The sequence below is a fragment of the Pseudomonas sp. BF-RE-22 genome, assembly GCF_019956155.1.
GTDB lineage: Bacteria > Pseudomonadota > Gammaproteobacteria > Pseudomonadales > Pseudomonadaceae > Aquipseudomonas > Aquipseudomonas migulae.
This window is the reverse complement of sequence record NZ_JAHBDD010000072.1, coordinates 1-10,260: the sequence shown is the minus strand read 5'-3', so window position 1 is coordinate 10,260 and position 10,260 is coordinate 1. Positions and strand designations below refer to the sequence as shown.

Here is a 10,260-nt window from a genome sequence, read left to right as displayed (position 1 = left end):
GGCGATAGCGGTCCAACAATCAACATTGATGTCGCCTGACACACCGCTATCGCCAGCAAGCCGGCTCCTACAAAGAGTCGGGGTGTCAGGAAACAGTGGTGTGTCAGGTATTAGTGGCTTATGTGGCGGAGAAGAAGTACCGCGTCAGGTGAAAGAAGATCGGTGCCGCGAAGCAGATCGAGTCCATCCGGTCGAGCATGCCGCCGTGGCCCTTGATCATGGTGCCCCAGTCCTTGGCGCTGAGGCTGCGCTTGATCGCCGACATCACCAGACCGCCCAGGAAACCCATCACCACAATCACGAACGACATCATCAGCGACTGCCAGAAACTGAACGGTGTCATCCAGAACATGCAGCCGCCAATCAGCGTGGCCGACAAACCGCCGCCGACCAGGCCTTCCACGGTTTTCGACGGGCTCACCAGCGGCGCAACCTTGTGCTTGCCGAAGAGCTTGCCGAACACGTACTGCAACACGTCACTCAACTGCACGACGAACACCAGGTAGAACAGCAGCAGCGCGTTCTGGCCCTGGAAGCCTTCCAGGTCCAGCAGTAACAGCGCCGGCGCGTGGCTGATGCAGTAGACGCAAATCATCACCCCCCACTGAATTTTGGCCGCCCGTTCCAGGAAGGCGTCGGTGTCCTGGCTCAGCACCGCAATCGCCGGCAGCAGCAGGAAGGCGTACACCGGAATCAACAGCGTGAACAGCGAATACCAGTGGGTGCCGATCAATACGTATTGCAGGGGGATCAGAATGAAAAACGCCGAAAACAGCGCGTTATGGTCGCCAGGCCGGGTCGGTGTCAGGGTGATGAATTCCCGGAGCGCGAACAGGGAAATAAAGCCGAACAGAATGACCGTCGCGTTCCCGCCCAGCAGGTAGGACACGAAGAAAATGATCACCATCCCCCACCAGGCATTCACGCGCTGGTTGAGGTTTTCGATGGTAGAGATCGAGCCCTCTGTCGTCGCCCGCTTGGCCAGTATCCGGCCGATGATCGAAGCGATCGCCAACAGGGCGGCAATGGCGCCGAAGAACCACAAAAACTTTTCATCAAGATTCATTCCGACAACCTCACAATCGCGTCACGCGCCCGATCCAGAAACACCTGTTTTTCCTCGCCGCTGATCCGTTGCAGCGGATCGCCGATACGGATCGTGCAGATGATGGGCAGGGGGACGTGTTTGCCTTTTGGCATGGAGCGATGCAGGTTTTCCAGGTAGATAGGCACCAGGTCAACCTCAGGGAATGTCTCGGCCAAGCGGAACAGACCCGATTTGAAAGGACCGGGTAATGCCTCGCTGCCGCGCGTGCCTTCCGGAAAGATGATGATCGAATGGCCGGCGCGCACCACGTCGAAAATCGGCTCCAGTACGTTGACGCCGGGCGCGGGGTTGCGATCGATCAGAACCGCATTCAGGCCTTTCTGCGAGATGTATGACAGGAATTTGTTCTTTCCCCAGTAGTCAGCGGCCGCAACCGGTTTCACGTTCACTCGGGCTTCCGGTGGCAGGGCCGCGATGATTGCCAGGGTGTCCATATGGCTGGAGTGATTGGCGAAATAGATACGCTGGCGTGTCAGGTCCGGCGGGCTTTCCCATCGGGCCGTGACGCCGATCACGAATCGAAGAACAGAAATCAGCGCATTACTGATCCACATGAGGATTCCCCTTCAGTTCGCGCGTGATGGCCAGAGTGCGCGTGACGCAGGTCGCGGCGGAGCCGATGGCGATGATGACCAGCGCAATCAACAGCACGTAGTGAGTGGCATAAACGCTCGCTTCGACGGCGTTCAGCAGCAGCCCGACCGTCATGACTGCCATTCGGTGTTGCTTGGCCATCGGGCCGATGAAGCTCTGCTTGAGACCGATCGAGCCGCCAAACACCCTGACGTAAGCCGTCAATGCCGCAGCCAGCGCGGCAAACCAGCCAAGGTCAGAGTAGCCGATGGCGTAGCCCAGGCCGACAATCAGCAGGCTGTCGGCAATCCGGTCGGGGAATTCGTTGTAGAGGCTGCCGATGTCGGATTTCTTGCCGCCTTCAATCGCGACCATGCCGTCGAAGAGGTTGCACAACAGGCGCAACTGAATGCCGAGGGCGCAGAGGATCGAGCCGATGACGCCCGTGTCGATATTGAGCGCGACGATGCCAGCGAGTGCAAAGGCGATGCTGGCCACGGAGATCTGATTGGGGGAGAGGTCCCTTTTCACCAACTGGTCGGTGACGTATTTGGCCCATCCCGCAGAACGCGTTTTGATGGGTCTTCTGTTTTCATCCATGTGCAATGTCCATATCAGTGATGAGGTGTTGCCGAGTACAGCACAGCGGCGAATCACCGACTGCGCCCGACAATATAAAGGCTTTCCTTGGCCTTGGTTCAGGTTCTGTAGGAGCGAGGCTTGCCCGCGAAGAACGATGACACGGTTTTCAGGTAGAACCGTGTCGAGGCCTTCGCGGGCAAGCCTCGCTCCTACAGGGATTTGGTGGGTAGCTTCAGCTCTGCGCAAAGTCCGCCGCCTTCGCGGTTGCTCAGTGTCAACGACCCGCCGAGGGCCAGCGCCAGTTGCTGGGCAATCGCCAGGCCCAGGCCGGTGCCGCCGGTGCTGCGGTTGCGCGAATTCTCCACGCGGTAGAACGGCTCCATCACGTGGGCGAGTTCTTCTTCGGCAATCCCGGGGCCGCGGTCCATCACCTTCACCGACAAGCTGCCGCCAGGTTTCGATTCCACCTGCAGTTGCGCCGCGCCGGCGAATTTGAGTGCGTTGTCCGTCAGGTTCACCAGCACGCGGCGCAAGGCGTGCGGCCGGGTGTCGATGACGGTGTCACTTTTTCCGCTGAGCTGAACGTCCTTGCCCATGTCCTGATAGTCGAACACCAGGCTGTCGAGGAACGAATCCAGATCGGTGCGACGGCTCTCCTCGGTGGCGCCATGGACGCTGCGGGCATAGGCCACGCCTTCGCGCACCAGATGCTCCATCTCGCCGAGGTCGTTCCACAGTTTGTCTTTTTCGTTGCAGTCGTCCATGAGCTCGGCGCGCAGTTTCATCCGGGTGATGGGGGTTTGCAGGTCGTGGGAAATCGCCGCCAGCAATTGCATGCGTTCTTTCAAATAGGCAGCGATGCGCGCCTGCATGGCGTTGAAGGCCATGGCGGCGTGGGCGACTTCGGTCGGGCCTTTTTCGTCCAGGTGCACCGGGTGGGTGTTGGGGTCCAGCGTTTCGACGGCTTGTGCGAGGCGGGTGAGGGGGCGAATGGCGATTCTCACGGCCAGCCAGGTGCACAGAATCATCAGCAACAGTTGGCCGAGCAAGACGACCGGCAACCAGGGCGACAACGGCACCATCGACGGACGCACGTCGATAGTGACCGGGCTGCCATCGGCCAGTTTCAGATGGACCTGGAAATGTTTGATCGGACCGGGAATGTCGGTCACGGTCATCGGGTAATCCTTGCCGATGGCGTCCTTGATCGAGGTCACCGCGATAGGTGTATCGCTCATCGCCGTGCCGGGCGAACCTTCATCCAGCAAATAGCGGTAGTTGCGGCGATCCAGTTGTTGCAGCCAACTCATGCGTTCTTCGGCCGGCAAGCGGTCGAGGATGGCGATGGAGGTTGAAACGTCGGTTTCCAGATTGCCCAGCATGGTGTTTTTCGCGCTTTCGTAGCGCTCGTAGTACTGCGCACCGAAAGACAACACCTGCGCCAGAATCAGACCGATCAGGAAAATCAGCGACAGGCGCGAGGCGAGGGTGCGGGGCCACCGCAGGGAAAGGTTCATGCGGGCGCCCCGAGGACTTCCACCGGCAGCGAAAACACATAGCCTTCGCTGCGCACGGTTTTGATGTAGGCCGGTTCCCGTGCGTCGTCGAGCAAGCGCTGACGCAGGCGGCTGACCAGCAAATCGATGGAGCGGTCGAACAGATCAGCATCGCGGCCCTGGGTCAGGTTCAGCAACTGGTCGCGGTTGAGCACCCGTTGCGGATGATCGAGGAACACCCGCAGCAGTCGATATTCCGCGCCGCTGAGCGCGACCATGGTGCCGTCGTCATCGAGCAGATGGCGGGCCGAGGTGTCCAGGCGCCAGCGACCGAAGGCCAGCAGGCGACCGCTTTCGGTGACCACCAGGTTGGGCGGCAGCATCCGCGTGCGCCGCAGCACCGCGTTGATCCGCGCCAGCAGTTCACGGGCGGCGAACGGCTTGACCAGGTAATCGTCGGCGCCCATTTCCAGGCCGATGATACGGTCGGTTTCATCGTTGCGCGCAGTGAGCATCAGTACCGGGGTGGTCTTGTGTTTGCCGGCGCGGATTTCGCGGCACAGCATCAGGCCATCGTCGCCCGGCATCATGATGTCGAGCACGATCAAGTCCACCGGCGTGGTCTCGAGGAACGCACGCATCTGCCGGCCGTCCGCCACGACGGTGGTGCGCAGGCCGTTCTTCTTCAGGTAGTTGCCTACCAGCTCTCGAATCTCGCGGTCATCGTCCACGATGAGGATGTGATCGACGTGTTCCATGGGGCCAAGCCTCTTCAAATAGGGAATGCGCACAGTCTATCGAGCCTTTGCCCGCTCGCCCGCCACCCTTTGTATTGCAGTGTATCTGGTGTGTCGGTGGATACACATGGACTTAAAAACCCGGGAATCCAGGGGTTTTGTATCGCTGTGTATCGGCAGGCCCCTTTGATACGTACCGATTTACACGCGTCGCTTCTCGACACAGACGAGATACCTCAGGGCCTTCTAATAGGTTCCATCGAGGCAAACCCAACCGCCTCGGCTCAATTGAACGACCTACCCATTGAAGCCTTGAGGACACCACCATGAACACCAAAGCCATCTACGCCGCTTGCCTGTTTGCCGCCCTGAACATCTGCACCCTGTCGGCCCGTGCCGAAGCCGACGTCAGCGCCAGGACCTACAGCTACGGCACCCACCTGGACATCAAGAAAGTGGTGTCGTTGACACAGGACACCACGAACGCCTGCGGGATTGTCGATGCCCAGCTGACTTACCTGGACTCCCAGAACAAAACCCAGGTGCTGGACTACCGAAAAATTGCTGACTGCAACGAAGACAACTGAGTCCTTCGCTGACCGATTGCCAATCCCCTTTGATACAGGAAGAACGCCATGAACAACGTAACCCGCTTTTTGACCGCCGCTGCCTTCGCCCTTGCCGGCGCCGCCGCTCACGCCAACGCCGCCGTTGAACAAAGCACCTGCGGCAGCAGCACCTGCTTCCAGCTGACCCCGGTGAACGAGCAGGGCGCCAACGCCTTCCTGGCACAGGACGGTTCGAGCCGTACGCCGCAAGGGCAGACGGTTGCCGAGAACGGTGGCAGCCGCACGCCACAAGGCCAGTTGCTGGATGAGCAGACGGCCTGAGGCCGGACACTGTTTCTGTAATCACCCACATTGGATCGGTGTTAACCGCCACCCTCGTATTTATAGGTGATCCTCATGTTTCTCATCGCTTTCCTGGGCGGCATTTTGACCGTCCTCAGTCCCTGCATCCTCCCGGTCGTGCCGTTCCTGTTCGCCGGGGTCGACCGCACTCGCTCCTCGATCCTGCTCACCCTCGGCGGCATGGTCCTGACCTTCGCCCTGATCTCCAGCCTGGCCGTGGTCAGCAGTGAATGGGTGGTGCAAGCCAACAACACCGGTCGCCACGTGGCCCTGATCGTGATGGCGCTGTTTGCCCTGTCGCTGATTTCGGCGCGGGTCGGTGGCTGGCTGGCACGCCCGTTCGTGCTGTTGGGCAATCGCCTCGACCCCGACACCCGCAAAATGTCCGGCCCGTTGGGTTCGGTGATGATCGGTGTCGCCACCGGTCTGCTCTGGGCGCCGTGCGCCGGGCCGATCCTCGGCGTGATCCTCACCGGCGCCATGCTGCAAGGCGCCAACGCGCAAACCAGTCTGTTGCTGGTGGCGTACGGCCTGGGCAGCGCGTTGTCCCTGGGCACCTTGATCTTCGCCGGTCGCGGCCTGGTCAATCGCTTGAAAGCGTCGATTCCAGTGACCGGCTGGTTGCGACGCGGTACCGGGTTTGCGGTACTGGCGGCTGCGGTGGTGATTTCCACCGGCGCCGACAAGACCCTGCTGGCCGGCACTTCTTCCGAGGGCGTCAGCAGTATCGAGAAAGGCGTGCTGGAAAGCGTACCGAAAGTGGTCGATTACCTGGTCAGCAAGGTCAAGGCCGATACAAGCCTGGACAATGCCCAGGGTCCGATGCCGTCGCTGTCCGGCGCCGTCGAATGGATCAACTCGCCAGCACTGACCAATGAGTCGCTCAAAGGCAAAGTGGTGCTGGTGGACTTCTGGACCTACGACTGCATCAACTGCCAGCACACCCTGCCTTACGTGAAGGACTGGGCGAAGAAATACGAGAAGGATGGCCTGGTGGTGATCGGCGTCCACACCCCGGAATACGGCTTCGAACGCATCATCGCCAACGTCAAGGATCAGGTGAAAAAGCTCGGCATCACCTACCCGGTGGCCATCGACAACAACTACGCGATCTGGCGCAACTTCGATAACCAGTACTGGCCGGCTCATTACCTGATCGACGCCAAGGGGCAGGTGCGTTTCACCCACTTCGGTGAAGGTCGCTACGAAACCCAGGAGAAGATGATCCAGCAGTTGCTGGAAGAGGCGAAAGCCCCCGCCGCGTAACCCGTCAACTCAATGGCTCACAGGCTCCGCGCCGTGGGCCATTGTTCGTTTCTCCTGACTGCGCCGCCACGCCGCGGGCGGTGCGCCGAACTCCCGCCGAAACGCCCGGCTGAATGCTGTGTCGGTCTGGTAACCGACCTCTTCGGCGATGCGCATCAATGAGCTGTTACTGCTGCGTAACAGGTTGGCCGCCAGCAACATGCGCCATTGCGTCAGGTACTGCATCGGCGAAATCCCCACCAGTTGCTGAAAGCGTTCCGCCAATACCGATCTTGAGGTGCCGGCGGTGCGCGCCAGTTCATCCAGTGTCCAGGCATGACAGGGTTTTTTGTGCAGCGCGTTGAGGGCGGCGCCGACGATCCGGTCGCCGACACCCGCCAGCCAACCGGTCCGGCCTTCGCCCTGTTCGTGCATGTACAAACGCAGCACTTCGATGAACAACACCTCGGCCAGCTTGGCCAGTACGCCTTCACCACCGGGCCTTGGCGAGCGCGCTTCGGCCAGCGCATAACGCACCGAAGATTCCAGCCAGATCCCGGCGTTCGAGCCGCGCACATTGACCTTTACCACGGCCGGCAACCCCGTCAACAACATGCCCGCCAGCCGCGTATCGCACGCCAGATAACCGCACACCAGGCGCGTGACCGCGCCGCCACCGCCATAACTCAACTGCCGTGGACGCCGCGCGAGCACGACGTCCAGCCGTGCACCGCTGGCCGGCGCGAGACCGGGTTTGGAGCACATGCGGTGGGCATCGCCCTGCGGAAACACCACCACATCGCCAGCCGTCAGCAATTGGGGAGGATCATCACCGAGTTCGACATAACACTCGCCTTCGGTGATCAAGTGAAAGATCACCACACGTTCGGCGCCGGGCTCGAGAAACGGTGCGGCGGTGTCCGCGCTCGGTGACTGATAACACCAGGGGGCAGTGAACCTGGCGTTGATGAAAATCGCGCCGACCAGGCGGACGACGCGCAGGGTCTGGGACAGGGCGTCCATGGTGGTGTTCCCCTGTGGGCGGGCAGCTTTTGATTGTGAGCCTGTCGCGGCACAACGCGAAACCTCCGGACGATCGGGCAAGGTTGGCCGACGATCGGGCAGGACGCCGATGGTCAGCAGCGCGATAGTTGGCACAGGGTCTGCCGACCCTGTCATCAATAACAAAAATGAGAGGTTGCCATGCCGAAGTTCATCATTGAACGCGAGATTCCGGGTGCTGGAACACTGTCAGAAAGGGATTTGAAAGCGGCTTCGCAAAAGTCCTGCCGAGCGTTGCGCGACTTGCCGGAGGTGCAGTGGCAGCAGAGTTATGTCACCGGTGACAAGCTCTACTGTGTGTACCTCTCGCCCAACGAAGAGTTGATCCGGGAGCATGCCAGGCTGAGTGGTTTCCCGGCCAACCGCATTTCCCGGGTCATGACCGTCATCGACCCCACCACGGCGGAATAAGCCGGGGGCGTTTGAACTCGTAACGGAGCGATTTGATGAGTACTCCCATTGATCTCACTGCCTTGAAAAACCGTCAGATGGCCGCCTGGGCCAGTGGCGACTATGCCGTGATCGGCACCACCTTGCAGATTGTCGGCGAGCAGCTCGCCGAAGCCTGCGACCTGCTTTGCGACGAGCGCGTGCTGGACGTCGCCGCCGGCAACGGCAACGCGACATTGGCGGCCGCGCGCCGGGGTGCCCGCGTCACGTCCACCGACTACGTCGCCGCGCTGCTGGAGCGCGGCGAAGACCGGGCCCGGGCAGAGCGCCTGGAGGTGACCTTTCAAGTGGCGGATGCCGAGGCGCTGCCGTTCGAGGACGGCAGTTTCGATGCTGTGCTGTCGACCTTCGGCGTGATGTTCGCACCGGACCAGGCCAAAGCCGCCGCCGAGCTGGCGCGGGTCTGTCGTCCGGGCGGCCGGATCGGCCTCGCCAACTGGACGCCCGAAGGTTTCGTCGGTCAGATGTTCAAGACCCTGGGCCGGCACATGCCACCTCCGCCAGGGGCACAACCACCGTCGAACTGGGGTTCCGAGGCCTGGCTGCATAAGCACTTCGATGAGCGCGAGTTTCTGCTTCAGGTGACACGGCGGTTCTTCAATTTCCGCTACCGTTCGGCCGCGCATTTCATCGACACGTTCCGCACCTGGTATGGCCCGGTCCACAAGGCGTTCGCGGCGCTGCCCCCCGAAGGCGCGCAGGCCCTTGAAGGTGACCTGGCCGAGCTGATCAACCGCTTGAACCGCACAGGTGAAAAATCGCTGGTGGTGCCGAGTGAATACCTTGAAGTGGTGATCACCCGACGCTGACTTAGCCACACAAAAACCTGTGGGAGCGAGACCGGCTTGCCGGCGATGGCGGTGAGTCAATCGACATCAATGTTGGATATGACTCAGTCATCGCCGGCAAGCCGGTCTCGCTCCCACAGGGGGTTGGGGTGTTTTCAGCAGGTTTACTCATCCAACCGCTCGCTGTACACCACCCAGACGCTGCACGGCATTTTGTACAGCAGGTGCTCCACCGTGCTGCCGATCAGCCTGCCCAGACCGCGATGGCCGATGCGGCCCATGACGATCACGTCGATGTCGCAGGCATCGGCGTAGCGGGTCAGGACCTTTACCGGGTTGCCCATGATCATGTGCCGTTGCTGCGGCGCGATGCCGTTGCGTTCGGCCAGTTCGTTGAAGGCGGCTTCCTGGTAGTCGAACAGGGTCCTGGCTTTGCCCGACGAGAAAAACGCCGAACCGTTGTCGAAGCCGAATTCATCGGCGCTGATCGATGACAAGTCATAGGCGTAGACCACATCCAGCTCGGCATTACAGGCGCTGGCCAGTTTTGCCGCTTCGTGAAGAATGCGGTCGTTGAAGCTTTTGTAGTGATCATCACGATGGAACGGGTCGACCGCCGCGACGATCTTGCGCGGCAAGGCATGCGCGGCATGGCTGACGAAGTGCAGCGGCACCGGGCATTCACGCAGCAAATGCACGTCGAGTGGCGTGAACATCAGCCTTGAGAGCATCGAATGCGGCTCCAGCGCCTTGATCAGCACGTCCATCGGCTGCTCTTTCAGGTGAATCAGGATTTCCTCCAGCGGCCGTTCGACCCACGTCACTTCGGTGGTGACGTGCACCCCGATCTTGCGCAAGGGCCGCGCCTGGTCCTCAAGCCATTGACGGTGTCGATCGACATAGCCCAGGCGCATCTGCTCCAGGGCCTTTTCATTGACCAGACTGGCGGTCGCCAGGCCCTCCAGATAATCGAACGCAACGATGTGCAGCGCCGCGTCTTCGGCCTTGGCCAGCGCTGCGGCCCTGTCGAAGGCGGGGCTGTGTTCCATCAGGGGTGAGGCGACCAGCATGAAACGTGATTGCTCAGACATGACAAACCTCCCGTGGGTAAACGAGCGTCAGGGTCATTCGACAGGCATTCAACCCTTTGAGTATTGACCATGATCAACCTGTCGTCTGGTCAGCCGGGAGCGGGGCGGGGGGATAAGGCGATCACACTGTGAACATCAACCTTGAGAACAACGCAATCCTTTGTAGGAGCCGGCTTGCTGGCGATGGCGTCCGTCCAGTGACTAATTAGTTTGACTG

At 60.9% G+C, this 10,260-nt stretch carries 12 protein-coding genes; 5 read left to right on the top strand and 7 right to left on the bottom strand.

Annotation, left to right across the window (positions count from 1 at the left end; all coding sequences use genetic code 11):
* Positions 1 to 118: 118 nt before the first annotated feature.
* The 5 genes from KGA82_RS25925 to KGA82_RS25905 form a co-directional block, all read right to left on the bottom strand.
* Positions 119 to 1,066, bottom strand: a complete 948-nt coding sequence (locus KGA82_RS25925; RefSeq protein WP_223453077.1) for a phosphatidate cytidylyltransferase — start codon at positions 1,064 to 1,066, stop codon at positions 119 to 121.
* The gene (locus KGA82_RS25920) at positions 1,063 to 1,662 is read right to left on the bottom strand and encodes a lysophospholipid acyltransferase family protein (RefSeq protein WP_008028204.1); all 600 of its coding nucleotides are present in this window, start codon (positions 1,660 to 1,662) and stop codon (positions 1,063 to 1,065) included. Before KGA82_RS25920 ends, KGA82_RS25925 begins: the two co-directional genes overlap by 4 nt.
* The gene (locus tag KGA82_RS25915) at positions 1,649 to 2,281 is read right to left on the bottom strand and encodes a CDP-alcohol phosphatidyltransferase family protein (protein WP_223453078.1); all 633 of its coding nucleotides are present in this window, start codon (positions 2,279 to 2,281) and stop codon (positions 1,649 to 1,651) included. Before KGA82_RS25915 ends, KGA82_RS25920 begins: the two co-directional genes overlap by 14 nt.
* A 191-nt stretch (positions 2,282 to 2,472) precedes the next feature.
* Positions 2,473 to 3,780, bottom strand: coding sequence for an ATP-binding protein (locus KGA82_RS25910; protein ID WP_223453076.1), 1,308 nt, complete (start codon positions 3,778 to 3,780; stop codon positions 2,473 to 2,475).
* Positions 3,777 to 4,517, bottom strand: coding sequence for a response regulator (locus KGA82_RS25905; protein ID WP_008028195.1), 741 nt, complete (start codon positions 4,515 to 4,517; stop codon positions 3,777 to 3,779). Before KGA82_RS25905 ends, KGA82_RS25910 begins: the two co-directional genes overlap by 4 nt.
* Before the next feature lie 305 nt (positions 4,518 to 4,822).
* On the opposite strand from KGA82_RS25905, the gene KGA82_RS25900 reads away from it, so the two are divergent.
* The 3 genes from KGA82_RS25900 (at position 4,823) to KGA82_RS25890 (ending at position 6,673) form a co-directional block, all read left to right on the top strand.
* Complete coding sequence (locus KGA82_RS25900; protein ID WP_008043296.1) at positions 4,823 to 5,083, top strand: DUF2790 domain-containing protein; 261 nt, start codon at positions 4,823 to 4,825, stop codon at positions 5,081 to 5,083.
* Positions 5,084 to 5,131: 48 nt separating this feature from the next.
* Positions 5,132 to 5,386, top strand: a complete 255-nt coding sequence (locus tag KGA82_RS25895; RefSeq protein ID WP_223453075.1) for a hypothetical protein — start codon at positions 5,132 to 5,134, stop codon at positions 5,384 to 5,386.
* Positions 5,387 to 5,461: 75 nt separating this feature from the next.
* Positions 5,462 to 6,673, top strand: coding sequence for a cytochrome c biogenesis protein DipZ (locus tag KGA82_RS25890; RefSeq protein ID WP_008028191.1), 1,212 nt, complete (start codon positions 5,462 to 5,464; stop codon positions 6,671 to 6,673).
* Between the two features lie 9 nt (positions 6,674 to 6,682).
* Here the strand turns inward: KGA82_RS25890 and KGA82_RS25885 are convergent, their stop codons facing one another.
* Positions 6,683 to 7,675, bottom strand: coding sequence for an AraC family transcriptional regulator (locus KGA82_RS25885; RefSeq protein ID WP_008028188.1), 993 nt, complete (start codon positions 7,673 to 7,675; stop codon positions 6,683 to 6,685).
* A gap of 180 nt (positions 7,676 to 7,855) precedes the next feature.
* Between KGA82_RS25885 and KGA82_RS25880 the strand changes: the two genes are divergently transcribed.
* Together KGA82_RS25880 and KGA82_RS25875 are read left to right on the top strand one after the other, a co-directional pair.
* A complete protein-coding gene (locus KGA82_RS25880) occupies positions 7,856 to 8,125 on the top strand; it encodes a DUF4242 domain-containing protein (RefSeq protein ID WP_008028186.1) in 270 nt (89 codons plus the stop codon).
* 35 nt (positions 8,126 to 8,160) lie between these two features.
* Entirely contained in the window at positions 8,161 to 8,973 is an 813-nt protein-coding gene (locus KGA82_RS25875) for a class I SAM-dependent methyltransferase (RefSeq protein ID WP_223415724.1), read from the top strand.
* A gap of 143 nt (positions 8,974 to 9,116) precedes the next feature.
* Here KGA82_RS25875 and KGA82_RS25870 read toward each other — a convergent pair whose 3' ends face one another.
* The gene (locus tag KGA82_RS25870; RefSeq protein WP_008043281.1) at positions 9,117 to 10,043 is read right to left on the bottom strand and encodes a universal stress protein; all 927 of its coding nucleotides are present in this window, start codon (positions 10,041 to 10,043) and stop codon (positions 9,117 to 9,119) included.
* Positions 10,044 to 10,260 lie beyond the last annotated feature (217 nt).

Bases quoted from the DNA above. Each gene is read 5' to 3' on its own strand.
- KGA82_RS25925 (WP_223453077.1), bottom strand. From the start codon at position 1,066: ATGAATCTTGATGAAAAGTTTTTGTGGTTCTTCGGCGCCATTGCCGCC.
- KGA82_RS25920 (WP_008028204.1), bottom strand. From the start codon at position 1,662: ATGTGGATCAGTAATGCGCTGATTTCTGTTCTTCGATTCGTGATCGGC.
- KGA82_RS25915 (WP_223453078.1), bottom strand. From the start codon at position 2,281: ATGGATGAAAACAGAAGACCCATCAAAACGCGTTCTGCGGGATGGGCC.
- KGA82_RS25910 (WP_223453076.1), bottom strand. From the start codon at position 3,780: ATGAACCTTTCCCTGCGGTGGCCCCGCACCCTCGCCTCGCGCCTGTCG.
- KGA82_RS25905 (WP_008028195.1), bottom strand. From the start codon at position 4,517: ATGGAACACGTCGATCACATCCTCATCGTGGACGATGACCGCGAGATT.
- KGA82_RS25900 (WP_008043296.1), top strand. From the start codon at position 4,823: ATGAACACCAAAGCCATCTACGCCGCTTGCCTGTTTGCCGCCCTGAAC.
- KGA82_RS25895 (WP_223453075.1), top strand. From the start codon at position 5,132: ATGAACAACGTAACCCGCTTTTTGACCGCCGCTGCCTTCGCCCTTGCC.
- KGA82_RS25890 (WP_008028191.1), top strand. From the start codon at position 5,462: ATGTTTCTCATCGCTTTCCTGGGCGGCATTTTGACCGTCCTCAGTCCC.
- KGA82_RS25885 (WP_008028188.1), bottom strand. From the start codon at position 7,675: ATGGACGCCCTGTCCCAGACCCTGCGCGTCGTCCGCCTGGTCGGCGCG.
- KGA82_RS25880 (WP_008028186.1), top strand. From the start codon at position 7,856: ATGCCGAAGTTCATCATTGAACGCGAGATTCCGGGTGCTGGAACACTG.
- KGA82_RS25875 (WP_223415724.1), top strand. From the start codon at position 8,161: ATGAGTACTCCCATTGATCTCACTGCCTTGAAAAACCGTCAGATGGCC.
- KGA82_RS25870 (WP_008043281.1), bottom strand. From the start codon at position 10,043: ATGTCTGAGCAATCACGTTTCATGCTGGTCGCCTCACCCCTGATGGAA.